Annotated in this window: 24 protein-coding genes and 2 pseudogenes; 13 read left to right on the forward strand and 13 right to left on the reverse strand. The window is 62.2% G+C overall.

All coding sequences use genetic code 11. The features are described 5' to 3' along the window. Positions 1–15: 15 nt before the first annotated feature. The 8 genes and pseudogenes from I5W_RS25960 to I5W_RS25990 form a co-directional block, all read left to right on the forward strand. Positions 16–231 (forward strand): annotated as a pseudogene (locus I5W_RS25960) (2-dehydro-3-deoxygalactonokinase); the annotation flags it as partial. 34 nt (positions 232–265) lie between these two features. Beyond that, positions 266–904, forward strand: a complete 639-nt coding sequence (locus I5W_RS25965) for a 2-dehydro-3-deoxy-6-phosphogalactonate aldolase (RefSeq protein ID WP_199901810.1) — start codon at positions 266–268, stop codon at positions 902–904. Between the two features lie 114 nt (positions 905–1,018). After that, entirely contained in the window at positions 1,019–2,167 is a 1,149-nt protein-coding gene (dgoD, locus tag I5W_RS25970; protein ID WP_044531426.1) for a galactonate dehydratase, read from the forward strand. A gap of 214 nt (positions 2,168–2,381) precedes the next feature. Continuing rightward, entirely contained in the window at positions 2,382–3,464 is a 1,083-nt protein-coding gene (locus I5W_RS25975; RefSeq protein WP_017451271.1) for a hypothetical protein, read from the forward strand. Continuing rightward, positions 3,452–4,321: a nucleotidyl transferase AbiEii/AbiGii toxin family protein gene (locus I5W_RS25980; protein WP_017451272.1), complete on the forward strand. Its 870-nt coding sequence runs from the start codon at positions 3,452–3,454 to the stop codon at positions 4,319–4,321. The genes I5W_RS25975 and I5W_RS25980 overlap by 13 nt, the downstream gene beginning before the upstream one ends. 119 nt (positions 4,322–4,440) lie before the next feature. Next, positions 4,441–5,613 (forward strand): MFS transporter, encoded by a 1,173-nt coding sequence (locus tag I5W_RS25985; RefSeq protein WP_044531427.1) that lies wholly within the window; start codon positions 4,441–4,443, stop codon positions 5,611–5,613. A 140-nt stretch (positions 5,614–5,753) separates the two neighbouring features. Then, positions 5,754–5,822, forward strand: a pseudogene (locus I5W_RS33755) (hypothetical protein); the annotation flags it as partial. A gap of 7 nt (positions 5,823–5,829) precedes the next feature. After that, positions 5,830–6,981 carry a glycosyltransferase gene (locus tag I5W_RS25990; RefSeq protein ID WP_252717234.1) on the forward strand — a complete coding sequence of 384 codons (1,152 nt, stop codon included), beginning with the start codon at positions 5,830–5,832 and terminating at the stop codon, positions 6,979–6,981. Positions 6,982–7,042: 61 nt separating this feature from the next. On the opposite strand, the gene I5W_RS25995 is transcribed toward I5W_RS25990, so the two are convergent. Beyond that, entirely contained in the window at positions 7,043–7,588 is a 546-nt protein-coding gene (locus I5W_RS25995) for a MarR family winged helix-turn-helix transcriptional regulator (RefSeq protein ID WP_044531428.1), read from the reverse strand. A gap of 63 nt (positions 7,589–7,651) precedes the next feature. On the opposite strand from I5W_RS25995, the gene I5W_RS26000 reads away from it, so the two are divergent. Beyond that, positions 7,652–8,524 (forward strand): EamA family transporter, encoded by an 873-nt coding sequence (locus tag I5W_RS26000; protein WP_044531429.1) that lies wholly within the window; start codon positions 7,652–7,654, stop codon positions 8,522–8,524. Further along, positions 8,525–9,172 (forward strand): shikimate kinase, encoded by a 648-nt coding sequence (locus tag I5W_RS26005; protein ID WP_050010722.1) that lies wholly within the window; start codon positions 8,525–8,527, stop codon positions 9,170–9,172. On the opposite strand, the gene I5W_RS26010 is transcribed toward I5W_RS26005, so the two are convergent. Continuing rightward, positions 9,150–9,869, reverse strand: coding sequence for a hypothetical protein (locus I5W_RS26010; RefSeq protein ID WP_252717235.1), 720 nt, complete (start codon positions 9,867–9,869; stop codon positions 9,150–9,152). The genes I5W_RS26005 and I5W_RS26010 overlap by 23 nt on opposite strands. Before the next feature lie 258 nt (positions 9,870–10,127). Between I5W_RS26010 and map the strand changes: the two genes are divergently transcribed. Beyond that, a complete protein-coding gene (gene map, locus I5W_RS26015; RefSeq protein WP_017451278.1) occupies positions 10,128–10,925 on the forward strand; it encodes a type I methionyl aminopeptidase in 798 nt (265 codons plus the stop codon). A 394-nt stretch (positions 10,926–11,319) separates the two neighbouring features. Next, entirely contained in the window at positions 11,320–12,873 is a 1,554-nt protein-coding gene (locus I5W_RS26020) for an EAL domain-containing protein (protein WP_237741822.1), read from the forward strand. Here I5W_RS26020 and I5W_RS26025 read toward each other — a convergent pair. The 10 genes from I5W_RS26025 to I5W_RS26070 all read right to left on the reverse strand — a co-directional run bounded on the left by I5W_RS26025 (position 12,840) and on the right by I5W_RS26070 (position 22,092). After that, entirely contained in the window at positions 12,840–13,844 is a 1,005-nt protein-coding gene (locus I5W_RS26025; RefSeq protein WP_044531431.1) for an NAD-dependent epimerase/dehydratase family protein, read from the reverse strand. The two genes, I5W_RS26020 and I5W_RS26025, sit on opposite strands and share 34 nt — an antisense overlap. Beyond that, positions 13,841–14,824: a fumarylacetoacetate hydrolase family protein gene (locus I5W_RS26030; RefSeq protein WP_044531432.1), complete on the reverse strand. Its 984-nt coding sequence runs from the start codon at positions 14,822–14,824 to the stop codon at positions 13,841–13,843. Before I5W_RS26030 ends, I5W_RS26025 begins: the two co-directional genes overlap by 4 nt. Continuing rightward, positions 14,821–15,408, reverse strand: coding sequence for a cupin domain-containing protein (locus I5W_RS26035; protein WP_044531433.1), 588 nt, complete (start codon positions 15,406–15,408; stop codon positions 14,821–14,823). Before I5W_RS26035 ends, I5W_RS26030 begins: the two co-directional genes overlap by 4 nt. A gap of 65 nt (positions 15,409–15,473) precedes the next feature. Next, positions 15,474–16,289, reverse strand: coding sequence for a cyclase family protein (locus I5W_RS26040; RefSeq protein ID WP_044531434.1), 816 nt, complete (start codon positions 16,287–16,289; stop codon positions 15,474–15,476). Further along, on the reverse strand, positions 16,286–17,440 hold the full coding sequence (locus tag I5W_RS26045) for an MFS transporter (RefSeq protein ID WP_044531435.1): 1,155 nt from the start codon (positions 17,438–17,440) through the stop codon (positions 16,286–16,288). Before I5W_RS26045 ends, I5W_RS26040 begins: the two co-directional genes overlap by 4 nt. Before the next feature lie 74 nt (positions 17,441–17,514). Next, complete coding sequence (locus I5W_RS26050; protein ID WP_044531436.1) at positions 17,515–18,645, reverse strand: FAD-dependent oxidoreductase; 1,131 nt, start codon at positions 18,643–18,645, stop codon at positions 17,515–17,517. 44 nt (positions 18,646–18,689) lie between these two features. Beyond that, positions 18,690–19,028 carry a Rieske (2Fe-2S) protein gene (locus tag I5W_RS26055; protein WP_044531437.1) on the reverse strand — a complete coding sequence of 113 codons (339 nt, stop codon included), beginning with the start codon at positions 19,026–19,028 and terminating at the stop codon, positions 18,690–18,692. A 22-nt stretch (positions 19,029–19,050) separates the two neighbouring features. Then, positions 19,051–19,974, reverse strand: a complete 924-nt coding sequence (locus I5W_RS26060; protein WP_044531438.1) for a VOC family protein — start codon at positions 19,972–19,974, stop codon at positions 19,051–19,053. Positions 19,975–20,023: 49 nt separating this feature from the next. Continuing rightward, on the reverse strand, positions 20,024–21,184 hold the full coding sequence (locus tag I5W_RS26065; RefSeq protein ID WP_044531439.1) for an alpha/beta hydrolase family protein: 1,161 nt from the start codon (positions 21,182–21,184) through the stop codon (positions 20,024–20,026). A gap of 53 nt (positions 21,185–21,237) precedes the next feature. Further along, a complete protein-coding gene (locus I5W_RS26070; RefSeq protein ID WP_044531440.1) occupies positions 21,238–22,092 on the reverse strand; it encodes a SphA family protein in 855 nt (284 codons plus the stop codon). A 354-nt stretch (positions 22,093–22,446) separates the two neighbouring features. Between I5W_RS26070 and I5W_RS26075 the strand changes: the two genes are divergently transcribed. Further along, positions 22,447–23,370 (forward strand): LysR family transcriptional regulator, encoded by a 924-nt coding sequence (locus I5W_RS26075; RefSeq protein WP_044531441.1) that lies wholly within the window; start codon positions 22,447–22,449, stop codon positions 23,368–23,370. Positions 23,371–23,532: 162 nt separating this feature from the next. Here the strand turns inward: I5W_RS26075 and I5W_RS26080 are convergent, their stop codons facing one another. Further along, positions 23,533–24,678, reverse strand: coding sequence for a branched-chain amino acid ABC transporter substrate-binding protein (locus tag I5W_RS26080; protein ID WP_044531442.1), 1,146 nt, complete (start codon positions 24,676–24,678; stop codon positions 23,533–23,535). Between the last annotated feature and the right edge of the window lie 146 nt (positions 24,679–24,824).

The raw sequence follows: 24,824 nt of genomic DNA on the forward strand, positions 1-24,824 counted from the left end.
GGCGAGCGCACCTGACATCTCTCGGGCCTGTTGATCGGCCACGAGATCGCCGCCCTGAAGAACCTGACGCCGGCGAGCGCGCCGGCCATCGTACTCATCGGCGACCCCGGCCTGTGCCGCCGCTACCAGCTGGCGCTGGACCTGTTCGGCCTGGGCCCGGTCAGCCAGGCCAGCGAGGCCACCGAAGTCGGTCTCTGGGTGCTGGCGCGCTATGCCGGCCTGGTCGACTAAAGTGCAGCACATCGAACGCATGACGGAAGAAAACATGACAACCCATACCCAACGATTCCACGACGCCCTGCGCACTACCGGCATGATCGCCATCCTGCGCGGCGTGCGCAACGACGAAGCCCAAGCCATCGGCGCCGCCTTGTATGAAAGCGGCTTTCGCATCATCGAAGTGCCGCTCAATTCTCCCGAACCGCTGGCCAGCATCAGCATCTTGCGCAAGAGCCTGCCGGCCGACTGCATCGTCGGCGCCGGCACGGTCTTGAAGCCGGCCCTGGTGCAAGAGGTCAAGGATGCCGGTGGCGAACTGATCGTCATGCCCCATAGCGATGGTGCCGTGATCCGTGCCGCACGCGACGCCGGCCTCTACAGCGCGCCGGGCGTGGCCACCGTGACCGAAGCCTTTGCGGCACTGGACAACGGTGCCGACGTACTGAAGATGTTCCCGGCTGAACAGCTCGGCCCGCAGGTGGTCAAGGCCTGGCGTGCTGTCATCGCCCGCGACATCGCGCTCTTGCCGGTGGGTGGCATCACCCCGGAGGGCATGGCGGCATTCCGTGCGGCCGGCGCATCCGGTTTCGGCCTGGGTTCGGCCCTTTATACGCCGGGCCTGTCTGCCGATGCCGTACGCCAGCGTGCGCAAGCCTTCGTGGCCGCGTGGAAGGCGCTGGGCTGATTTTTCGCCACCGAGATTCATCGTTTCAACAGATCAAATCACGATCATCCATCTGCACAACAGATCAAACGCGATTAACCGCATAAACGTATCAACGCATAACCGGACAGAACAATGAAAATCACCAAGATCTCTACCTTCATCGTGCCCCCGCGCTGGTGCTTCCTCAAGATCGAGACCGACGAAGGCATCGTCGGCTGGGGCGAGCCCATTGTCGAAGGTCGTGCCCATAGCGTGGCGGCCGCCGTGGACGAACTGGCCGACTACCTGATCGGCAAGGACCCGCGCAACATCGAGGACCACTGGACCGTGCTCTATCGCGGCGGCTTCTACCGTGGCGGTGCCATCCACATGAGCGCTCTGGCCGGCATCGACCAGGCGCTGTGGGATATCAAGGGCAAGGCGCTGGATGTGCCGGTACACCAGTTGCTCGGTGGCGCGGTGCGCGATTCCATCCGTGTCTATTCCTGGATCGGCGGCGACCGCCCGGCCGATACCGCTGCGGCTGCCAAGAACGCGGTGGCGCGTGGTTTCACCGCCGTGAAGATGAACGGCACCGAAGAACTGCAATTCATCGACAGCCACGACAAGATCGAACTGACCCTGGCCAACGTGCAAGCCGTGCGCGAAGCCGTCGGCCCCAACGTGGGCATCGGTGTGGACTTCCATGGCCGCGTGCACAAGCCCATGGCCAAGGTGCTGATCAAGGAGCTGGAGCCGTACAAGCTGATGTTCATCGAAGAGCCCGTGCTGTCGGAAAACTCGGAAGCCCTGAAGGAAATCGCCCACCTGACCTCGACCCCGATCGCCCTGGGCGAGCGCCTGTATTCGCGCTGGGACTTCAAGCGCATTCTGTCGGAAGGTTACGTGGACATCATCCAGCCCGACGTCTCGCACGCTGGCGGCATCACCGAAACCCGCAAGATCGCCATGATGGCCGAAGCCTACGACGTGGCGCTGGCGCTGCACTGCCCGCTGGGCCCGATCGCCCTGGCCTCCTGCCTGCAGGTGGACGCCGGCAGCTACAACGCCTTCATCCAGGAACAAAGCCTGGGCATCCACTACAACGAAAGCAATGACCTGCTGGACTACATTCGCGACAAGAACGTGTTCGCCTATGAAGACGGCTACGTCAAGATCCCGCAAGGCCCGGGCCTGGGCATCGAGATCAATGAAGAATATGTGCGTCAGCGCGCCGAAGTCGGCCACCGCTGGCGCAACCCGATCTGGCGCCACAAGGACGGCAGCTTTGCCGAGTGGTAATGAAGTAAGCCAACCCCGTCTCCTCGGTAGTCCCTCAGCCCGGTCCGGCGCAAGCTGGCCGGGCTTTTTTGCGGGCAAGTGAATTCCCCGAGGAGATTGCCAAGGCTGCAAATCAGTATTTCACTATAAGCGTATTTTCATTGAATGTTAAAACATGTCATTTTAGTGAAATAGTTGCCTTGAATAATTTCACTAAAGATGCTATTTTCAACAAATGCCGAAACAGCGCCATTCACTGAAATTGTTTGAGAACCAGGCAGCGCAAGCCCTCCGTTTGCTGTTGCAGCAAGTGCCTGCGCTCAAGTTACTGGACATTGAGCATAAAACCTCCGCAGCTGATTCGGGCATCGATTTCACGGCCCGACTCAAGGTATCTGGCAGACGCCATGCACTGGTCTGCGAAGCAAAGACCTCCGGGCAACCGCGTCATGTTCGCATCGCCTTGCTGGAACTGCGTCATTACATGGCCCATCACGCACAAGATGCCACGCCCGTCTTGATTGCCCCTTACCTTTCCCCTGACGCCCAGGCGCTGTGCCGTGAACATGAGGCCGGCTTTCTGGACCTGGAAGGCAATGCCCGTCTCGTCTTCGATGGCATCTTCATTGAACGGCAGGTGGCCAGCAAACCCGTTGCCGACCGCCGGGCGCTGCGCTCCTTGTTCAAACCGAAATCGGCGCAGGTGTTGCGCGTGATGCTGCGCGAGCCGCAGCGTCCATGGCGTGTCACGGAATTGGCACAAGCCGCGGCAGTCAGTCTGGGGCACGTCAGCAACGTGCGTAACGCCTTACTGGAGCGCGAATGGGCACAGGTGGCTGAGCAAGGCCTGTTCCTGTCCGAACCCGACGCGCTGCTGGACGAATGGAGCGAGACCTACGAGTCGCCGCCAGGCAGGCGCTTGGGCTTCTACAGCTCCCTGCATGGAAGCGCCTTCGAACAAGCTGCGCGACATGCCATGCGTAACGGGCAAGAGTTTCCCGTAGCCGCGTTTTCATCGTTCTCGGCGGCACACTGGCTAGCACCTTACGGAAGGACCGGGACTCAGTATTTCCATGCCATTGAGGATGGACTGGAACGATTGCGGTCAGCCCTGAAGCTCTCCGCGGCAGCTAAGGGCGAAAATGTCATCGTGACCGTGCTCGACGACCCCGATCTCTTGCGAGATGCACAAGAACCCGCGCCCGGCGCGATCTGTACGAGTACCATTCAAACCTATCTTGACCTGTACCAAGCAGGCGAGCGCGGACGGGAGGCCGCAGACCATCTGCGAAGGAAATTGCTGACATGGAAAACATGACGCATGGTGAGCCACAAACTGCCGCTCATTACGATGACCGCACCAGTACGGCGGTAAAGAAAGTCCTCGTGGAAATCGGCCAGATCCTCGGGAGCTTCAAAGGCAAATTTGCCATCGTCGGCGGTGCTGTTCCTTGGCTGCTACTAGGTAACGACGATATGCCGCACGTGGGCACGGTCGATGTCGATCTGAGCCTGGATGCCGAGGCGTTAGGCGACGGCCAATACGCCACCCTGGTGGAAGCCCTGCAAGAACACGGCTATCACCAGCGCCGGGAGCTGCGCCGATTCCAGCTTTTGCGGCAAGTGCCTACCGACGATGGAGGCGGACCGATTGACATCGTTGTCGATTTCCTCATGCCGCGCGACGCCGAGATCGTCAAGAACGTCCCCCCGCTCATCAGTGACTTCGCCGTCCAAAAAGCCGATGGGGCCGACCTGGCCCTGCGCTTCTATCAATGGGTGGCCATTAGCGGCCCGATGCCCGCCGGCGGCACCAACCGCGTCGAAATCGCGGTGTGCTCGATCCCGGCATTGCTGGCCATGAAAGGACATGCCATCGAAGGACGCTACAAACAGAAAGATGCCTACGACATCTACTATTGCATCCGGAACTATCCCGGCGGCCCCGATGCCCTTGCCCAACAATGTCGCGCCCTGCTCCACCACTCCAGTGCGGCCGTGGGTTACGACTTCATTGCGAGCAAATTCGACAGCGTGGACGGTTTCGGCCCAACCTGCGTGCGCCGCTTCGTCGAACAGACAAACGTGCTTGGAGAACGCAGTTCCGATCAATGGCAACAGGATGCATTCGGACAGGTCGACGCTTGGCTAAAGGCACTAGGCTTAAGAGAATAGCGCTGATCCATCGCCAGAATCGGTCAAGCTGATCTGCATATTCCATCTGCATATTCCATTTAACGAATGAATCAAAAACTGGCACAGTGACGGTCTTTGATTTTTTCGGCAGATTCCCCATGCAATCAGGCAGCTCATCCGTACCCGCTTCCGAACCACACCGCATCCGCAACGCCACCCGCGCCACCATGGCGCAGTTCTTCGTCAACGGTGCCACCTTCGCTACCTGGGGCGTGCTCATTCCCTCGGTGAAGGAACGCTTCGACCTGTCGGACGCGGTGCTGTCGCTGGCCATGCTGGCCGTGGCCGGCGGCGCCTTGCTGACCATGGGCCAGTCCGGCAAATGGATCGCCCGCGTGGGCAGCGCGCGCGCCCTGCGCCAAGTCGGCATCCTCTATGCCGCTACCCTGCTGCTGATCCCGCTGGCACCGCAGTTCTGGATGCTGGTGGCGCTGTTGCTGGTGTTCGGCAGCGCCATGGCGGCCTTCGACGTGGCCATGTCGGTCCAGGCGGCGCTGGTGGAGGGGCGCCGCACGCGGCCCATCATGTCCACCCTGCACGCCATGTTCAGCATCGGCGGCATTGCCGGCTCGGCCCTGGGCGCCGTGCCCGGCCTGTCGCCGCTGGCGCACGCGGCGTTGGTGGCGGCGATGACGCTGGCCGTGGCGCTGTCCATCGGTCCCTTCGCACTGCCCGACGATGCGCACGATGACACGTCGGCCACGCCCGAGGGCGATCAATCCGCCCGCCGCATGGTGCTGGTGCTGGGCGTGATCGCCTTCCTGGCGCTCATGTGCGAGGGCGGCATGTATGACTGGGCGGCAGTGTACATGCGTGACATCGCCCAGTCCCCTGTGGCCTGGGTCAGCTACAGCTACGCCGCGTTTTCCACCGGCATGGCGCTCGGGCGCCTGACCGGCGACCGCATCCGCGAGCGCATCGGCGGTCTGCGCACGCTGGCCTGGAGCGGTGTGGCCGGCGCCGCAGGCATCGCGCTGGCCGCGGCCTGGCCGTCACCGCTGGCGACCATGGCCGGCCTGCTGCTGGCCGGGCTGGGCATCGCCAACCTGATGCCGATCTTCTTCCTGGCGGCGGCCCGCGTGCCGGGCATGTCCGCCGCGCAAAGCATTGCTGCCGTGGCGCGCTTCGCCTATGTCGGTATGCTGCTGGGGCCGGTATGCATCGGCGGCGTGGCCGAGCATCTGGGCCTGCGGGTGAGCTTTATGGGCGTGTCGCTGGTGATGATGATGGTGGCCTTGTTCGGGCCGCGCGCGGTACGACGCTTCATCTGAGCGCAACCGGGCCAACGGAAATCGGCTACAGTGGCGCACCATTGCTGAAGAAATCGTCACTTCGCCTCTAACCACCTATGCAAGCGCTCTCCCGCAACGCTCCCCTGCTGATCCTGGCCACCACCGGCACGACCGGCGACATGCTGCCCTTCCTCACGCTGGGACTGGGACTGCAGGCACGCGGGCATCGGGTGCTGATGGTGGTGCCGCGTTTTCATGCGGCCCTGTTCGAGTCTGCTGGCCTGTCCTGTCACGGTCTGGGCAGCGTGGAAAGAATTCCAGGCCGTGCTCGACAATCCAGACCTGTGGGACGAGCGCAAGGGCTGGCAGGTCATGTGCCAGGCGGCCAAGCCGCATATCGAATGCCTGCATCAGTTGATCGCGCAACTGCCTGCCCATGAGGATTGCGTGGTCTTGAGCCACCCCTTGCTGGTCCCGGCTGCCGACCTGGCGCGCGCCGTGCGGCCGGGACTGCGCATCGTCGCCACGTATCTGGCGCCCTCCAATCTCTGCAGCAGCCATGACCTGCTGGCCATGGGATCGCTGCGTATCCCGCCGTGGCTGCCTCTGCCTTGGCGCAAGAGCTTGTGGTCGCTGGCGCATCGCTGGCAGATCGATCCACCCAGCCTGCCCGCGCTCAATGCCACACGGACCCGACTTGGATTGCCGCCAGTGGCGCACTTCTTTGCGCATGTCTTGCAGGCGCCCGATGCTTCGCTGGGCCTGTTTCCGGCGTGGTTCGGCGCAGTCCAGTCGGACTGGCCGCAGCCTTTCCTGTGTGGACAATTTCCACCTCCTTCAGCGTCCTCGACATCGGAATGGACAGCCGAGCTGCGGCAGTTTCTCGATAACGGGCCTGAGCCCATCGTCTTTACGCCGGGCTCAGGCCATCAACATGCGGCGCGGTTCTTTGACACCGCCATACAAGCCGCGCAGGAATTGGGACGACGTGCGCTGCTGGTGACCCGGCATCGCGCACAACTACCGGCGGTCTTGCCGCAGGGCGTGCTGTGGCAGCAATACGTGAGCTTCGACGCCTTGCTGCCGGAGGTGGCCGCCATCGTCCATCATGGTGGCATCGGTACTACCGCAGCGGCCTTGCGCGCGGGCGTGCCACAACTGGTGGTGCCGTTTGCCTACGATCAGTTCGACAATGGCTATCGGGTGCAGCGCCTGGGTGTGGGCGAAATTTCACCAGCCAAGAGTCTCACGACAGCGAAGATGATAAAGGCGCTCATCGGCCTGCTGGAAAAAGAACAGGTCCGAGTGCGCTGTGCCACCCTGGCGCAAACCATGTCGGTTGAAGAAAGCCAGCTCCCGACCATCGTTGACTGCGCAGAACAGGCGCTGCTCAACACGCGCAAGTGAATGACGCAAGCGCAGCCACACACGGCGCCGATACTGGGCGGCGCTCTACAGGACGTGCCACTTAATCTTGCATCCCGACACCGTCCTGGCCCACTGGCTTCTCCAGCGCCAGCAATAGCGTAGACAGATGGGCATCCAGGCCCGCTACGGCATCGGCCGACAACGCCGACAGCAGCTGGCGCTCATTCTCGACATGCGCCTGCACGGCGCGATTGATCAGCGCCAGCCCTTTGCGCGTGAGTTGCACCAGCATACTGCGCGCGTCTTCTTCATTGGCGACGCGTTCGATCCAGCCCTGGGCTTCCAGGCGCTTGAGCCGGTGGGTCATGGTGCCGGAGGTGACCATGAGGGTCGAGAACAGTTCGGTCGGCGTCAGACGATACGGACTGCCCGAGCGCCGCAACGCCGCCAGCATGTCGAACTCCCAGAGCGTCAGGCCGAATTGGGTGAATCCCGCCTCCAGAGCCTGCTCCAGCAACACCGCACAACGCTTGAGACGACCGATCGGCCCCATCGGACTGGCATCCAGGTCAGGACGTTCACGTCGCCATTGTTCCAGGATCACATCCACCGCGTCGCGCGGCCGTTGTGCGCTTGTCTTCTTCATTTGTCTTGACTTCAAGATAGTTGACTCATTAGACTCATATTATCTTGAAATGAAGATAAAGTCATGCCTACCACCCATCCATTGCGCCACTGGAGCGATGTCGTACTGACCGCGCTGGCCCCTGCCATCTGGGGCTCGACCTATATCGTGACGTCACAATTGCTGCCGCCAGACCGCCCCTTCACGGCGGCCTTGCTACGCTCCTTGCCGGCGGGCTTGCTTTTGCTGCTCATCACGCGTGAGCTGCCGGCACGACGCCACTGGTGGCGCCTGTTGGTACTGGGAGCATTGAATATCGGTATTTTCCAGGCCTTGCTGTTCGTGGCGGCCTATCGCCTGCCGGGAGGCTTGGCAGCGGTACTGGGCGCCATCCAGCCATTGCTGGTCATGATCCTGGCCTGGGTGGTGGACGGTCGCGCGCCGGCGCAGATCACACTCTGGTCTGCTGTGGCGGGAGTAGCGGGAATGGCCATCCTGCTGCTATCGCCGCAGACGCACTTCGAGCCGGTCGGAATAGCCGCCGCCTTGGCAGGTGCAGCCTGCATGGCCAGCGGCGTGTGGCTGACGCGCCGCTGGCAATTGAAGCTGCCGGTGCTGGCGCTCACCGGCTGGCAATTGCTGATCGGTGGCCTGATGCTGGCACCGGTCGCTTGGCTGGCCGACCCGCCGCTGCCAGCGCTGGGCATGACGCAATACGCGGCCTATGCCTACCTGAGCCTGGCCGGTGCCCTGCTGGCTTACGCCCTCTGGTTCCGCGGAATCACCCGCTTGCCCACGGTGGCCGTGGCTTCGCTGGGCTTGTTGAGTCCATTGACGGCGGTTTTGTTAGGGTGGGGGATCCTGTCCCAGTCGATCTCCGGCTCAGCCCTGGTTGGCCTGGTGATCGTACTAGGGAGTGTGTTTGCCGTACAATGGTCGGCCACTCGCGGAACTTGATTGCAGCATTATCTGATTGCGCACTTTCACCATCACATCAGTGTCTTGGACGATTCCGTCCCAGAAAGAACTCGTCCTCTTATGCATCGCCTTTTACATCTTATCGGTCCAGGTGGGGCTGGCAAGACAACCGTCGGCGCGATGCTGGCCGATAAACTAGGTTGGCAGTTCATCGATCTGGATGAGCGCTTCATGGCGCAACAAGGCGATATCTCCTTGTTCATACAGCATCATGGTTACCAACGTTATGCCAGATGCAACGTCGAACTGTATGCGACACTCAAGTCATCGCTTCTGCATTGCGCCGTATTCGTGCTGTCCTCTGGCTTCATGACCTACGACCAGAACCTGCTCCCTACCTATCCGGATCTTTTTCGCACAATCGAGCATGACCCTCTTACCGCTCTTCTATTGCCATCGTTTGAATTGGAAGAATGTGTAGAGATCGTCGTCAAGCGCCAGTTGTCCCGGCCTTGGCTGGCCGATAACGGGCCACAAGAAGAACGAAAGATACGTCAACGCTTCGCGACGCTGCGGGGGCTAGGATGCCGACAGTTCGAAAGCAAGCTACCTGTCCACGTGCTTGTGGAACAAATCTGGAAGGCTACGTGTTTAGCATCACCCATCAATAACCCAGTACCGGAATGATCGGGTTTTGCGCAGGACACGACAACCAATCAAAAAACGCCTGATGCGCCTCCCTGACAAGCATTCCTGTCCTGTTTTCTATCATCCATTGACAGTAGTAATCCTTGATCACCTGTACCTGCACCGCGTCATCCGGTATCCGTTTCCAGCCTATGAATGCAGGCAAGCCTTTCTTGCCATCCTCGCGAATCTGGACAAGCCGCGCCGCCATCTCATGACTAATCGGCATACTGCCTTGTCCATGAACAGCCTGCCCCAGTGATGAAACCAGCACATTCTTGACGGCGGGTTGCCCTTCCGTCAGGACGATTTTCACCCAAGGGGCGGATCGACCATAAGCCGGGCCATGGTGGTTGGACTCGGCGTATTCCGCGTAGCCATAATAGGTGACGCTGCGCACCTCCTGCGGTGGCCAGTGGGTAGGAAAGGGGGGCGTTATTTGCTGGTACCAATGCACGCTCACCTTGTTATTGGTGAACATGATGGTGCTCTCCTTGACGTAGGTGTCGAATTTCCTCCAATCCGGGGTCAGATACCAGCGAAGATCATCAAGGCCGATCTTCTCGATGGCCACGACACGTTCGCCGAGCAGAAATGAGCCTTCAAGCGGGGAGCTTGCCTGTACAGGCGAAGCCTGCATCAGGACAATCAATGCCGGCACGACAATGGCAACACTGCGGAGCAGAAATGAGTTCATCTTCATGAATCCGATGGAGGTTCTGTGGAGCGACCTGCGCCGCTCGATGGGTCGATGAAATGGATGAGAATGGATGAGTAAAGCACGGCTGAGAATTTTAACGACAAATTGCTAGCTGGCCTCATAGAAGAAAAAGTCTGCGCCAACCTAAAAAAATACGGAGAACCGAGTAGAAAGCGACAGGCAAGCGCCGCCCCGGATAAAATAGTCGGCCGAACGACCGCCGCGCCCTGCGCGGCACACCGAGATCAGACAAGCATGAGAAAAGTAAAGCTGCGCAGCGCCGCAGAAATCGCCCAGGCCCGCGTGGCCGGTCAACTGGCAGCCGAGGTGCTGCACATCGTGGCCGAGCACGTCAAGGCTGGCGTCACCACCGATGAACTGGACCGCATCTGCCACGACCATATCGTCAACGTCCAGAAGGCTACACCGGCCAACATCGGCTATCACGGTTTTCCCAAGACCATCTGCAGTTCCGTCAATGAAGTGATCTGCCACGGCATTCCCGGTCCCCAGGTGCTCAAGGACGGCGACATCATCAACATCGATGTGGCCGTCATCAAGGATGGCTGGTACGGCGATTGCAGCCGCATGTACCTGGTGGGCTCACCCAATGCCACCGCGCGCAAGCTGGTCAACACCACCTATGAAGCCATGTGCGCCGGGATTCGCGCCGTGCGCCCCGGCGCGACCCTGGGCGACGTGGGCCATGCGATCCAGACGGTGGCGCAGCGCGATGGATTTTCGGTAGTCCGCGAATATTGCGGGCATGGCATCGGCACCGTCTATCACGACGAACCGCAGGTGCTGCACTATGGCCAGCGCAATGCCGGCCTGCCGCTCAAGGAAGGGATGATCTTCACCATCGAACCGATGTTGAACGCTGGCAAGCGCCACACCCGCCAGCTCGACGATGGCTGGACCGTGCTCACCGCCGATGGCTCGCTGTCGGCGCAATGGGAACACATGGTGGTGGTGACCGCCAAGGGCTACGAGATCCTCACCCCCTGGCCGGAAAAATTCGGCGACTATCCGACCATTGCCACGCGCAGTTGAGCGCAGTTGATCACGACCGGTGCAGGCCTCAGCCTGCCACCACCTCGATAGGGAAGTCCGAGAACAGGTCCAGTTGGTCCTGCTCGGGTGTGCCCAGCACCTGGCAGAAGGCCATCATCGGCGGCTTCATCGTGCTGGCCGGGGCGGTGTTTGCGCTGCGTCGGGAAAAGTAGGCTGGTGTGGTGCAACAGGTGAAGCAATGTGCATCGCTTCTGCCTTTGCGCGATATTGATGCCCTATGACGTGAAGCTTTACGCCGAAAAACCAAGCCGGCTTCTACCAGCTACTGGGAAATCCCGAGAAAATCCGACCCAAAACAACAAGCAAGGAAAAAAACCAAATAAGGAAGCCGGGTTTTAAATTAAGCTGGCGCGAAATAATTTCTTTTCGAGCAATGAATCGCAAAGTCTTCCGGCGCGCTTCCTCCTGGAAAATCCTTCTCTGGGCCTGTACCACCATGGTCGGCGGCGTCATCCTGTCCCAGCTCACCCTGACCCTCTCGGAGATTCGTCATATCGATGCCTCTTCGATCCAGGCACTACAGCGCGCCGAAGATGCCGGTCATGCCACCATGAGCGCATTGCAGCGGGCCGAAGCCAGCCCCTTCGAAGCTTGTTCCGATGGCGACCTGGCCATGCTGCGCAACATCGCCTACGCCAACAACTACGTGGCCGATCTCGGGCGTATCGACCAGGGCCTGGTGCGCTGTACCGCGCTCTGGGGCAAGCTGGAAAAAGCCATCCGCCTGCCACTGCCGCACTACGAGGCCAAGGGTGGCTATAGCGTCTGGAGCCAGCAGCAAGTGCTGCAGACCCATTACCTGAGCAACCTGGTGGCCCTCAATCGCAGTCTGGCCCTGATTTCACCGTCCACCTTCGATCTCAATCGTTACTACCAGGATGTCGCGCTGCGCATCACCAATGGCAGCGGCACGCATACCTATGCCCAACGCGACGGCGTGCGCTACGATCCGGCTGGCACCATCGACCTGCTGCCCAGTATCGATATCGAAGAGTGCAGCCGCGACATGAACCTGTGTGCGCAGGCCTCGGCCCATCTGCACTGGTATGCGCTGGCCCATCCGTTGGCCTTCCTGGCGCTACTGGCCAGCAGCCTGCTCATCGGAGCGCTGGCCTGCCTGCTGTACCTGCGCCTGCGCCGCAATCAGGGAGTGCTGGAAAAACTCAAGGAAGGTATCGCCAATGATGAAATCGTGCTGTTGTACCAGCCCATCGTCTGCGTACGGGATCTGAGCCTGAAGGGTTACGAAGCACTGGCACGCTGGCGCCCGCTCGACCAGCCAGAGATCGGCCCCGACGTCTTCGTCCCGCTGGCGGCACAGAATCGCCTGAGCACTGCCCTGGCCAAGGTGGTGCTGGCACGCGCGCTGCGCGAGATGCGCGCGTTGCTGCAGGCCAATCCGGCATTGATCCTGGCGATCAATACCGAAGTGGCCGATATCGAAGATGCGGACTTCATCCAGTTCGCGCTGGAGATCACCGCCTCTACCCCAGCGCTACGCGCGCAACTGCATCTGGAGGTGACCGAACGCGCCGACATCCGTTCGACCACCTTCACCCGCAACATCGAGCAGTTGCGCCAGGGCGGCTTTGCCATCTGGATCGATGACTTCGGCACCGGCAGCGCCAACCTGTCGCATCTGTCGTATGCGCAGTTCGATGGCATCAAGATCGACCGGCTCTTCACCGCTGCACTGAGTACCGGCTCACCGCTGCGTTCGGTGGTTCCCAACCTGCTGCGCCTGGCCACCGAGCTGGACCTGCAGGTGGTCATCGAAGGCATCGAGACCGAAGAGCAATTGCAGCTCATTCGCGCCATTGCGCCCGGCATCCATGCCCAGGGATGGCTGTTCAGCAAGGCGATGGAATGGCGTGATGTGCTGCAGCAGCAACCTTATACCTTGGCGCAATTCGGGCTGGCGGCCTGATGCGCATAGGGCGCCAGCGCGCGTCGCACCAGTTGCTCGGCCGTGCCATCATCCTGCAATCCCAGGCGTCGCGCCGCACTGTCATCCAGCACGGGATATCGCCCGAACACCGCCTCCACCCGTTCCTGCGGCACATATTGCACCAGTGCCTGACCATCGATGCGATACATGGCCGACAGGGTCTGGACCAGTTGACCGATGGACAGCCGCAATACCGGCAGCGGCCAGACACGCTCGGCCTCACCTTCCCTATCCAGCGAAGTATCCATGGTGGCGGCATGTAACAGGTTCTCGGCGCAACGCCGGGCCGACATCCACCAGGCCGTGGCTTGCGGACCGACCGGCAGGCTCAAGGACTCACCGGCTGCCAGCGCGTGCAGCAAGTCGCTCATGAAGGCCGATACCAGACCGGAGGGTGCACGCGGGCGCGCAACGATGCCCGGCAGGCGCAGCGAGCGCCCATCGAGCAGGCCGCGACGGGTGTAGTCGGCCAGCAGGATTTCGCAGGCGCGCTTGTGGGCACCATAGATCAGTGCCGGCCGGGTCGGCGTGCTCGGCGTGACCGGGTCCGGCAAGGGCGAACCATAGACGGCGATGGTGCTGGCATACACCACCACGGGCGCTCGACGCGCGCCACCGCTGGCAGTTTGCGCGGCCAGCAGTTCGAACAGATCCAGGGTGGCATCCAGATTGACGCGACGGCTCAGTGCCGGATCGGCCTCGGCCGCACCACCGGGGACAGCCGCCAGATGGAAGCAGACATCGGCACCGAATTGCGCAATGCGGGCCTGTACCTGAGCATCCTGCAATGCACCTTCGATGCGCAGCACGCCCTCCATCGTGGCTGGCAACTGCTGATCCAGCGCCACCAATTGTGTGATGGGATGGCTGCCTAAGCGCCCCGCCTGCTGCAGCACTTGCAGCAACGTAGCGCCGATGAAACCGGCGGCTCCAGTGACCAGTACCTTCATACGTACTGCACCACGCGTTGCTGCAATACGCCGAAGGGACCGGCGCGGCCATCGTCGTAGCGGGCTTCCATGCGCACCTCATCGCCAAAATGCATGAAGCCGGTGCGGATCTCGCCCTGGTCGATCTGTTCGATCACGCGGCGCTCGGCGATGCAGGCCGAGCCGGCGTTGCGCGCCACATTGGAGACCGTGCCCGAGCCAATGATGCAGCCGGCGGTCAGGCGTCGGCTGTGGGCGGCGTGCGCCACCAACTGGCCGAACGAAAAATTCATTTCGCCACCATGCGGCTCGCCAAAGCGCTCGCCATTCCACTGCACGTGCAGGCGCAGCGCGACCCGTCCTGCACGCCAGGCTTCACCCAGTTCATCGGGCGTAACCGCGATGGGAGCAAAGGCCGTCGAAGGCTTGGCTTGCAGGAAACCGAAGCCGGTCTTCATCTCGTGCGGGCCCAGCGCACGCAGACTCCAGTCATTGATCTGTACCACCAGGCGCACCGCTTGCAAGGCCTGCTCCGGGGTGGCGCCCATGGCCACCGGGCCGACCACTACGCCGAACTCGCCCTCGAAATCGATGCCCTCTTGTTCTGAACACAGCGGCACGTCCTGATAGGGACCGAGGAAGTCATCACTGGCGCCTTGGTACATCACCGGCACGGTATCGAAATGCGGGATCGGGGGCGTATTGAAGGCCTGTTCCATCAGCCGGCCATGATTGAGGAAAGCCGACGCATCCAGCCATTGCGGCGCGCGCGGCAGCGGCGCCATGCAGCGTTGTGCATCGAAGCCGATACTGCCATCGGCCCGGCCGGCATTGAGCGCCTCGTAACGCTCGGCCAGCGCGCCCTGGACCTGGTCCCAGCGTGCCATGGCATCGATCAGGGTGGCGGCGATCTGCGGCACCGGCAAGGCGCTGCGCTGGTCACGGGAGACCAGCACCAGGCTGCCATCGGGGCTGCCGTCATGGTAGGTGGCCAGTTTCATGCGGCGACTCCCTTGGCCAGTTGCGCGGCAATGGCGGCATCGTATTGACCATCGATCAGGATGAAGAGCATACGACACGGCTTGCCCGAGCGATTGGCCCAGGCATGGTTGGTGCCGCGCTGGATCACCACGCTGCCCGACTTGAGCGCCACTTCGCCGCGGTCCAGTACCAGCGTCATCTCGCCTTCGATGACGATGCCGTAATCCACCGATTCGGTACGGTGCATCAGCGGGTGCGGTGAATCGGCCTGCATGGTGGAGGCTTCGGCTTCGCCGATCTGGCTGAAGGCATCGTGCATCTTGCTGCGGGCGCTGGCCAGGAACTCTTCGGTGTCGGGTGGAATATCGACGAAGCGCATACGCGTGCCCAACTCGGGCGGCGAGAGCACCATGGCACCCAGCGTGGGATCGAGGCCATTGTCCACGGGCGCAGGGGTGGCGCTGGTGCTCCAGACTTCATGGAATAGCGTACCGGGAATGGCGGCGATATCGACCACGGTAGGCAGCGGGCCGTCGCTGCTGACGATGGAGTGGCCTTGGGCGTCATGGCCGGTGACCACGCGGTGAATGGGGGGGAAGGACATCATGGGCTCCTTTTGAATCTCTTGAATCGCTTGAATCGCTTGAATCGGGGGCAGTGCAAGCTGCGTCAGTCTTCCTCGAAGATCGCCACGGCACGGGTCCAGCCGGCGCTGGCACCGCGGATCTTGTGCGGGAAGCAGCTGATGGTGAAGCCGTGTGCAGGCAAGGCTTCCAGGTTGTGCAGTTTTTCCAGGTGGCAGTAGCCGATGTCACGGCCGGCCTTGTGGCCTTCCCAGATCAGGGCTTTGTTGCCGGTCTCGGCCACGCGCTGGGCGGTGTAGGAGAACGGCGCATCCCAGCTCCAGGCATCGGTACCGGTCAGGCGCACGCCACGTTGGAGCAAGTACATGGTGGCTTCGTAACCCATGCCGCAACCGGCGCCGAGATAGTCGCGGTGACCATAGCGCGAGCCGGCACGGGTGTTGACCACTACGATATCGAGCGGCTGCAGGATGTGGCCGATGCGTTGGAGTTCGGCTTCCACATCGGCTGCCGTGGCGACATAGCCATCGGGAAAGTGCCGGAAGTCCAGCTTCACGCCAGCCTGGAAGCACCATTCCAGCGGCACTTCATCGATGGTGATGGAGGGACGTGCACCGCCGTTCTTGGCGTCCTGGGTGGAATGGAAATGCCAGGGCGCATCCAGATGCGTGCCATTGTGCGTGGTCAGGGTGACCCACTCGGCGGCAGCCGCTTCGCCATCAGGATAATCCTCGGGCTGGGTGCCGGGCAGCATGGCCATGAATTCGGGCAGGGTGTCGGCGTGCTTCTGGTAGGTGATCTTCGGCGCCAGCGGCGGCGGGTCCGAGAGCACATCGTTTTCAAGGTAGATGGACAAGTCGACGAAACGATGACGGCGACGTGGCTGCAAGGGTGCGGTCATGCCAAGGCCTCCTGGGATTGAACAGCGGCGCCGCGCGGCAGCCGCGAGAAACAGAACGATGCCGTCAGCCCCAGGGCGATGGCCACCGAACCCAGACAGGCATAACCCCAGCCCTGCACCAGCGTGCCGCCAAGAATTGGGCCGATGGCAGCACCCGTCATCAGCATGGCGGGCGTGGCGGCCAGGGCGCGGCCACTGCGATCGAGCCGGGCCATCAAGCCGAAGGCGAAGGTGTGGGTGAAGATCATCACTGCGGCAAACACCGAGGCTGCCACGGCATAGGGTGCAAAGCGCGTCGAGGACATCATCAGGGCGGCCAGCATGGCCTGCACCAGGGGCCCGAACATCAGCACGCTGCGGGCCGGCAGGCGCTTTTCCAGCAGTGCTGCCAGCGGTGCCGGCAGCAGATTGACGAAACCCAGTGCGATGAGCACACCGGTCAAGGCTGCGTGACCGAAGCCGCGATCCATGCCCACACGTTCCAGAAAACTGAAGATCATCGATTGCACCAACCCCATGCAGGCAATGCCGGCGATGCCCAACCACACCACGCGCGGCATGGGCGCACGTGGACCGCTGCGAGGCAGGATGCCCTCGGTCTCGGCAAGGGGAAAGGCCAGCGCGCAAGCCACTGCGCCGACGGCCATGACGCCGCCGAAGATATAGAACAGCGCCGCACCACCGTGACTGGCGATGATGACCGGGGAGCCGCCCAGAAACACAATGGCGAACACGCCCAGTGCCATGCCCACCAGCGCGAAGCCACGATGCGGATTGACGCCACGGGCGATGGTGCCGTGCGTGACACTGAGCGACAGCCCGGTGGTGATGCCACAGGCGGCATGAAGCAAGGCCAGCAGCAGCAGGCTATCGGTCTGCGCTGCCAGCATGAACAGGATCGCCGAGAGACTGAAGCCCAGCGTCGCTCGCAGGCGTGAGGTGCGCGGATCGAAGCGCGGCGCCACGATGGCGCTGGCCAGCACCGCCCCGCCCAGGAACAGCGACACCAGCAATCCGGCCTGCTGGGGATTGAAGCGATATTGGGCCACCAGCGCGCCTATCCATACCGGTAGCGCCACCATATCGATCATGCCGGCACAGTGCGCCAGCATCAGCGCAGCCAGGGCGCGCTTGGAATAGCTCGTGTTCATCTTGTCTCCTTGTCTCCTTGTAGCGCGCAGATCGAAAGCCGTGGATGGTTTATTTTTTATATTGTTTTCTGCAGTCAGATCGGCTTGACCAGCGCGGCGTGCGACTCGCGCATGATGCGGGAATGTTCATCCTTGTCGCCGCCTTCGACCTCGATCTCGCCCAGCCGCGCCGAGTTCTCCACCACCATGCGGCAACGTTCCCAGCGGCGTTCCTCGAAGGCCGACAAGGCCAGCGGCACGGAGTCGTTGCGCGCCAGTTCGTCGGCCAGCACCAGGGCATCCTCAATGCCGATGCAGGCGCCCGAGGCCAGGTGCGGGGTGGTGGCATGGACCGCGTCGCCGATCAATACCACCCGGCCCTGATACCACGGACGCGGCAGCAGCAGCCCTTCCAGTGGGCGGAAGATGATGCGGGCGTTGTCGTCGAGCTGATCGCGGATAGTCTTCAAGACCGGTGCGCTGAAGTCCGCCAGCAGGCCACGCAGACGCTCGACGAAGCTGGCCGGATCGACGTGATCGTTGAGCGGACGCGGCTCGGTGACGAACAGATACATTTCATCCTTGGAGACCGGATTGACACCGGGCTTGATGCGCGGCCCCATCCACATGGTGCAAGTGGTGATCTCGGGCGGACGCGGCAGCACCGCACGCCACACCGCCTGGCCGCTGTAACGCGGCTTGGGTGCGTTGGGGAAGATCTGGGCGCGCAGCTTGGAATAGAGACCATCGGCGCCGATCACCAGGTCATAGCGACGGCGCTGGCCATCGGTGAAGTCCACCTCGACTTCGTCGCCCACCTCGCGCAGTGCGGTAAAGGTGCAGCCCAGGCGCACCTCGGTGCCCGCCGCGCGCGTGGCATCGGCCAGGATGCGCGCCAGTACCGGACGCAGGATCGCGCCGCCGCCCGGCACGTCCGGTGAGGCCAGGCGTGGTGTGGGCAGCACCGCCACCTGGGGACCATGCGGCAGACACAGTTGCACGCCATCACCGGCCGCACCCTCACGCAGGAAGGCATCGAGTACGCCCAGTTGCTTCAAGGCGCGCAGGGTGGCCGGGCCCAGGCTGATGCCGGCGCCATAGTTGCGCCACTGGGCATCCAGTTCCACCAGGTCGACCTGGGCGCCCAGGCGGCGCAGTTCGATGGCGGCCGAGGTGCCGGAAAAACCGCCGCCGATGATGAGGATGCGTTGGGCTGCGAGTGTCATGGTGAGTCTCCTGAATTTTTTTACTGAATTTTTTCTTGCACAAACTAGATCGAATTGCCTTCGGCTACATGCAGGCCGCCATCGCCATCGATGCGCAGTGGCACCGGAGTGAGCGTGTCACCCAGGCAAGGGCCGAGCGTGCACACGCCGGTCAACGGATCGAACAGCGCGCCATGGGCGGCACAGACCACGTGCGCGCCGCTGGCGTCGAGGTAGGCATCGCGCCGCCACGGCAGGGGCGTGCCGTGGTGCGGGCAGATGTCGCGCCAGGCGCGCACCTGATCGCCCCGGCGCAGCAGGAAGATGGTGGCCTGCCCTGCGCCTTCGGTATCGAAACCGCGCGCACCGTCCTCGGGCAACTGGGTCACGTGGCACAGGTACATGGCTGCCTCTGCGTTGGCGACGTCAGTGCACCGCGCCTGGCGGCGGACCGCTCGGCGCCCACTTCTCGCGGTACTGGAACAGGAACAGTTGCGAGGCATCGGCCCCCATCGGGACTTCACGGGCGGACCACTGTTCATCGTGCAGGTCCATGTCGGCGTCGTATTCGACATGGCAGCCCAGCGGCGAATTGAAGTACCAGAACCAGTTGCTGCCAAAACGATGGCGACCCGGGCCCCAGAAGCTCTGGTATCCCTTCTCGACGAAGCGGGTACCGGCCAGCAACACTTCGGTGGGGCCACCCATGTGGAAGGTGAAGTGTTCGCAGCCTTTCATGAAGGGCGGCGTCTGGATCATGAAGAGAGTGTGGTGATCCTGCGTGCCGGCCGGACGCAGGAAGGGGCCCACGCCAGTGAAGCGGTCGGTGCAGATAAAGCCCAGGCGATGATAGAAAGCCTCGGCCTTGGCCGCGTCGGGCACGAAATACACCACGTGCGACAGGGTGCGCGGCAAGGCTTGCAGATCAGGTGGCAAACCCAGTTGGTTGGGCGCGCGCTGGGGGTCGCCGGGACCGTTGACGCGTTCGGAGGACAGCGCCAGGTCGCGGCGCACGGTCACTTGGAAGGCCAGGGCAAAGCCCATGTCATCGACACTGCGGACCACGCCGTCGCGGCGACTGACCTCGCGGTCGCGACACAGTTCGGTTTCGATGGCGTCCAGGGTGGCCACATCGGCCACGCCATAGACGGTTTCACGCAACAGGCTGGCGGTACCCATGGCCGGCGGCAGCGTGGCGTCGTCCTTGGCACGCAGCACGACGGCGGTGCCATCGAGTGCTTCGAAGCGATCGCCGCCGGCATCCTTGAGGCCATAGTCGATCAGGAACTGGCGGCAGGCGGGCAGATCGTCCACGCCAAAGACCAGGGCATCGGGTCCAATGATGTTCATGCGGATTTCCTTATGATTGACTCGGTGTTTTCTCGTGGCGCCGTGGGCATCAGCCCTTGGTGCGCCCACCCAGGGTCTCGGCCACCCAGTCGGCGATGACGTGGCCGGCATTGATGGAGTTGTCGAAACTGGCGTGCTGGGTGCCACCTTCACGATCCGTGAAGATCTTCAATTCGCGCTTGGGGCTGTTGACCAGTTGTTCGTAGGTGCGATGCGCCCACTTGAGCGGAATCTGACTATCCTTCTCGCCATGGGTGACCAGGAAGGGCACGCGGATCTTCTCGACCACGCCATCCAGGTGCACGTCTTCGGCAATGCGCATGAAGTCGTCGATATCCTTGGCGCCCCAGACCCAGCACACGTGCTGCCAGTAATGCGGCACGGGGAAATCACCCTCCTTTTCCAGGCGGCGCTTCTGCACGTCGCGCCAGTCGTGATTGGCGCCCCACACCACGCCACAGGCAAAGCGCGGTTCCAGGGCGACCACCCGCGGGCAGTAGTAGCCACCCAGGGAGACGCCTTCGCAGCCGATGCGGGTGGCATCGACATCGTCACGCTGTTGCAGCCAGTCCACCACGTGACGGGCCCAGTGCTCGGCATCGAAGCGCGCGGTCAGGCCCTGCAGGCGCAGGGCTTCACCGGTGCCCGGCTGGTCGATCACCAGCGAGGAAACGCCGCGCTCGGCCAGCCAGCCGGGCAGGCCGACCAGGTATTTCATTTCCTTGGTCGAATCCAGGCCATTGAGCTGCACCAGGATCGGGGCCGGACCTTGCACATTGTGGGCACGGGTATAGAGCCCCGAGATGACCTTGCCCTCATAAGGAATTTCGACACGTTCGCAGTTGTCGCCGGCCAAGGTGATGCCACGCTGGAACACTTCCAGGAAGCGCCGGTACAGCTCCAGCCGACCCGGCGCGCCATGACCCTGCAGGCGCTCGCAGGTCAGCAGATAGCTGGCCGCGCGCTTGTACTTGGCGCCGGCCGAGAGCAGCCGGCCGCGCACTTCATCCTCGGCGGCCAGGCTGCACAGCTTTTCTGCCATGTCCGCCCAGGTGGCGCGAAAGGCCGCTGTGCCTTCGGCGTCAGGCTGCTTGGCCGCCTCCTGCAAGGGCGCGCACATGGCTTCGATTTCGCCGATGCGGGCGCCCATCTCGATGGCCAGATCGACGGAAAGATTCCAGACATAGTTCGTCGGGAAGTAACGGAACATGGTGTAACTCCTTTGATGATGAGTGTTGCTCAGGTGCTGCCAGGGCGCGCTCTTCAGTGCGGCCCGCCCAGCCACAGCGGCATGGCGAAGTTGATCCAGATGGCGTCGCTCTTGGCCGTGTTGGCGGCATACAGGCCGCGCTGGTAGTTCATGTTGATGCTGTAGGTGCCGGCGTTGTAGCTCACGATCGGCCCCATCGCGAAGCTGCGCGCGCGATTGCCCGTGATGCTGTTGCCGTTCTGACGGTCGTCGGTGAACTGGTTCAGATAAGCGCCGGTCACGCCGACCTTCCACTTGCCGAAGTTCCAGCCGCCGATGAAGTCGGCCACATAGGCCGAACCGGAGCGGTAGTTGGTATCGCTGTTCTTGTCGTTGAAGAGCAGCCGGTTGGAGATGCCCAGATCCAGGCCCTCTGGATCGTTGTGGCGGATGGCCAGCACCGGCTGGTAGGAGGTGTAACCTGCCGCCACGCTGGTGCGGGCAGGATTGTAGGAACCGGTCTTCAGCGCGAAGTCGAACCCCCATGTGACGTTGGTGTTGGGGGCTACGTCCCAGCGCAACAGCAGGGGCGTGACGGTGACGTTGGAGAGGCCATTGTGGTTCTCGCCGTGACCGAACACTTCGGTATGCAGCGACACTACCGGCAGCACCAGTTGCGAATACACCTTGGCGCCGAGGAACTCCACACCATAGGAAGCCAGCAGGCGCGTGGTGGACGAGAAAGCGTCGGACTTGAAGGGGATCGGCAGCTTGTTGCCATGGTTGTCGTAGAGCCCGTCCGAACTGCTGTAGTTGAACTGCTGCACCGCGAAGAGGCCGGGAATGGGGGGCAAGGCCGCGATGTAGTCACTGGTGGACCCGGCAGGGAACGGCGAAACGCCACTTTCGAAGGCTAGCGCGGACTGCATGCTAGCAGCACTCAACACGGTCATGACGGCACAAACTGCCAGCCGACGGGCTGGTACATATCCTCTCTTCACTTCTGTCTCCTTGTCTCCTACTCTGCCTAGCTTGTTGTCTCGCCGTCTGGGCGTGTTGTCGTGGCCAGGCCGAAAGTGGCGCATAAAGCGCCACTGGCTTGCCCTGCCGGCCTTTTCTCATGCTTGTCTGCGAGGCCGTGCAGCGGTTGTGTGAAGATTAAGGTCGAGGTTGATATTGATCAAATGGATTGTTTTGATTCATGATATGGACGCCATCAATACATGACCGCGCCCAGCGACACCGCACAAGAAGGCCGGCACCCTGACAACGGAGACTGACCCATGCGCTTCAACAAGCTCGACCTCAATCTGCTGGTCGCCCTCGATGCGCTGCTGACCGAACTCAACATCAGCCGCGCCGCCGAAAAGATCCACCTGAGCCAGTCCGCCATGAGCAATGCGCTGGCGCGCCTGCGCGATTATTTCGATGACGAACTGCTGGTCCAGGTGGGCCGCCGCATGGAACCGACACCGCGTGCCGAGGTACTGCGCGATGCGGTCAACGACGTGCTCAGGCGCATCGAAGGCTCGATTTCGGCCAAGCCAGCGTTCGTACCGAGACAATCGCAGCGGGAATTCCGCATCTCGGTCTCGGACTTCAGTCTCAGTGTGCTGATCCCGCGTGTGATCGCACGCGCCCATGCCGAAGGCCCAGGCATTCGTTTTGCGCTGATGCCGCAGGTGCAAGACCCGACCCGTTCGCTGGACCGCGCAGAAGTCGATCTGCTGGTGCTGCCGCAGGAATTCTGTACGCCCGACCATCCTGCCGAAGAAGTCTTTCGCGAGCGCCACGTGTGCGTAGTGTGGCGCGACAGCCCGCTGCCCCAGGGCGAGTTGACGCGGGAGCGCTACATGCCCGCCGGTCATGTGGTGATGGTGCCGCCCGGCGCCCATTCATCCTCGGTGGAAGCGTGGATGGCCCATAAGCTGGGCTTCGAGCGGCGGGTGGAGGTGACCAGTTTCAACTTTGCTTCTTGCATGGCGCTGCTGCAGGGGACGGACCGCATCGCCACCGTACATGGACGGCTGGCGCGCCAGCTAGCGCCGCAACTGCCGGTGGTGTTGAAGGAAAGCCCGCTGCCCCTGGCGGAAATGCACCAGATGATGCAGTGGCACCGCTATCGCACCAATGATCCGGGCATCGAATGGCTGCGGCGGGTATTTCTGGACAGTGCGCGGGAGATGGATGAGAGCGTCGGTGGCTGATGCCTCGTCGATGAAGAGGTTTCTAGTCGATTGACGGCCAATACGGCGGTGGGTCGCCCCGGTTTTGGGCCGATATGAATGAAAAAGCCCCGACAACCAGGCCGGGGCTTTCAAATGGACTTCATCCGGTAGCGCGATGGCACCGGAGATGAAGCTTCGTGCTTATTTCACCACGTTCAGCAGAGTACGCTTGCCACCCTTGTAGGTGTACAGGGTCAGGCTGCCGTTGAGGATGTCGCCCTTCGGATCGAAGGCGATTTCGCCGGTCACGCCCTTGTGGTGGATCTTGGCCAGAACCGGCAGATAGACCTTCGGGTCCGACGAACCAGCCTTTTGCATGGCGTCGGCCAGGGTCATCAGCGCGTCGTAGGTGTACGGTGCGTAGATCACGACGTCCTGGTTGAACTTCTTCTTGTAGGCAGCCTTGAAGTCTTCCAGCGGCTTCTTGCCTGCTTCGGTCACGCCACCGGCTTCGGCACAGACCACTTGATCGTCCTTCAGACCGGCGCCAGCCAGGCCCGGCAGTTCGGTGGTGCAGATACCGTCACCGCCCATGAACTTGGCAACGATACCCAGTTGGTCCATCTGGCGCAGCATCGGGCCGGCCACGGCGTCCATGCCGCCGAAGAAGACCAGGTCCGGCTTCTTGGCCTTGACCGAGGTCAGGATGGCGTTGAAGTCGGTCGCCTTGTCGGTGGTGTACTGGGTAGCCACGATGGTGGCACCGGCAGCCAGGGCGCTCTTGCGGAATTCTTCGGCCACACCTTGGCCGTAGGCGGTACGGTCGTCGATGACGGCGATATTCTTGGCCTTGAGTTCATTGACGGCATAGCGACCCAGCACGCCACCCAGTTGGCCATCGTTGGCCACCACGCGGAAGGCGGTGTTGAAGCCCTGTTGGGTGTACTTGGGGTTGGTTGCCGACGGCGAGATTTGCGGGATGCCGGCGTCAAAGTAGATCTTGGAGGCCGGGATGGTGGTACCGGAGTTCATGTGCCCGACCACACCCTTGACCTTGGCATCGACCAGGGTCTGGGCCACGGTGGTAGCTTGCTTCGGATCGGAAGCGTCGTCCTGGGGCACCAGTTGGAAGGTGACCTTCTTGCCGGCGATCATGAAGCCCTTGGCATTGAGTTCGTCCACGGCCATGCGGGCGCCGTTTTCATTGTCCTTGCCGATGTGCGCATTGGGACCGGTCAGGGGAGCGACGTGACCGATCTTGATGACTTCTTGTGCCTGCGCAGCCCCTGCGAATGCGAACGCTGCCACCAGTGCTGTAGCGACAGGAATCATTTTAATTTTTTGCATGAATTGCTCCTATTACTTCCAATGAATGATTGAAAACGCAGTGCGTTGTGTGCCATTTGTTATGTGTGCTGACCGAACCTGACCACCGTATCGACGATGACATCGCCGGACAGCACCGCAGCGCCTCCCAGTGGGTAACTGGTTCT

The sequence above is a fragment of the Herbaspirillum sp. B65 genome, from assembly GCF_000333555.1.
GTDB lineage: Bacteria > Pseudomonadota > Gammaproteobacteria > Burkholderiales > Burkholderiaceae_D > Herbaspirillum > Herbaspirillum rubrisubalbicans.

What these genes read in the sequence shown, in the direction of transcription:
- I5W_RS25965 (WP_199901810.1), top strand. Translation starts at nt 266, where the DNA reads ATGACAACCCATACCCAACGATTCCACGACGCCCTGCGCACTACCGGC.
- dgoD (WP_044531426.1), top strand. Translation starts at nt 1,019, where the DNA reads ATGAAAATCACCAAGATCTCTACCTTCATCGTGCCCCCGCGCTGGTGC.
- I5W_RS25975 (WP_017451271.1), top strand. Translation starts at nt 2,382, where the DNA reads ATGCCGAAACAGCGCCATTCACTGAAATTGTTTGAGAACCAGGCAGCG.
- I5W_RS25980 (WP_017451272.1), top strand. Translation starts at nt 3,452, where the DNA reads ATGGAAAACATGACGCATGGTGAGCCACAAACTGCCGCTCATTACGAT.
- I5W_RS25985 (WP_044531427.1), top strand. Translation starts at nt 4,441, where the DNA reads ATGCAATCAGGCAGCTCATCCGTACCCGCTTCCGAACCACACCGCATC.
- I5W_RS25990 (WP_252717234.1), top strand. Translation starts at nt 5,830, where the DNA reads ATGCGGCCCTGTTCGAGTCTGCTGGCCTGTCCTGTCACGGTCTGGGCA.
- I5W_RS25995 (WP_044531428.1), bottom strand. Translation starts at nt 7,588, where the DNA reads ATGAAGAAGACAAGCGCACAACGGCCGCGCGACGCGGTGGATGTGATC.
- I5W_RS26000 (WP_044531429.1), top strand. Translation starts at nt 7,652, where the DNA reads ATGCCTACCACCCATCCATTGCGCCACTGGAGCGATGTCGTACTGACC.
- I5W_RS26010 (WP_252717235.1), bottom strand. Translation starts at nt 9,869, where the DNA reads ATGAACTCATTTCTGCTCCGCAGTGTTGCCATTGTCGTGCCGGCATTG.
- map (WP_017451278.1), top strand. Translation starts at nt 10,128, where the DNA reads ATGAGAAAAGTAAAGCTGCGCAGCGCCGCAGAAATCGCCCAGGCCCGC.
- I5W_RS26020 (WP_237741822.1), top strand. Translation starts at nt 11,320, where the DNA reads ATGAATCGCAAAGTCTTCCGGCGCGCTTCCTCCTGGAAAATCCTTCTC.
- I5W_RS26025 (WP_044531431.1), bottom strand. Translation starts at nt 13,844, where the DNA reads ATGAAGGTACTGGTCACTGGAGCCGCCGGTTTCATCGGCGCTACGTTG.
- I5W_RS26030 (WP_044531432.1), bottom strand. Translation starts at nt 14,824, where the DNA reads ATGAAACTGGCCACCTACCATGACGGCAGCCCCGATGGCAGCCTGGTG.
- I5W_RS26035 (WP_044531433.1), bottom strand. Translation starts at nt 15,408, where the DNA reads ATGTCCTTCCCCCCCATTCACCGCGTGGTCACCGGCCATGACGCCCAA.
- I5W_RS26040 (WP_044531434.1), bottom strand. Translation starts at nt 16,289, where the DNA reads ATGACCGCACCCTTGCAGCCACGTCGCCGTCATCGTTTCGTCGACTTG.
- I5W_RS26045 (WP_044531435.1), bottom strand. Translation starts at nt 17,440, where the DNA reads ATGAACACGAGCTATTCCAAGCGCGCCCTGGCTGCGCTGATGCTGGCG.
- I5W_RS26050 (WP_044531436.1), bottom strand. Translation starts at nt 18,645, where the DNA reads ATGACACTCGCAGCCCAACGCATCCTCATCATCGGCGGCGGTTTTTCC.
- I5W_RS26055 (WP_044531437.1), bottom strand. Translation starts at nt 19,028, where the DNA reads ATGTACCTGTGCCACGTGACCCAGTTGCCCGAGGACGGTGCGCGCGGT.
- I5W_RS26060 (WP_044531438.1), bottom strand. Translation starts at nt 19,974, where the DNA reads ATGAACATCATTGGACCCGATGCCCTGGTCTTTGGCGTGGACGATCTG.
- I5W_RS26065 (WP_044531439.1), bottom strand. Translation starts at nt 21,184, where the DNA reads ATGTTCCGTTACTTCCCGACGAACTATGTCTGGAATCTTTCCGTCGAT.
- I5W_RS26070 (WP_044531440.1), bottom strand. Translation starts at nt 22,092, where the DNA reads ATGCAGTCCGCGCTAGCCTTCGAAAGTGGCGTTTCGCCGTTCCCTGCC.
- I5W_RS26075 (WP_044531441.1), top strand. Translation starts at nt 22,447, where the DNA reads ATGCGCTTCAACAAGCTCGACCTCAATCTGCTGGTCGCCCTCGATGCG.
- I5W_RS26080 (WP_044531442.1), bottom strand. Translation starts at nt 24,678, where the DNA reads ATGCAAAAAATTAAAATGATTCCTGTCGCTACAGCACTGGTGGCAGCG.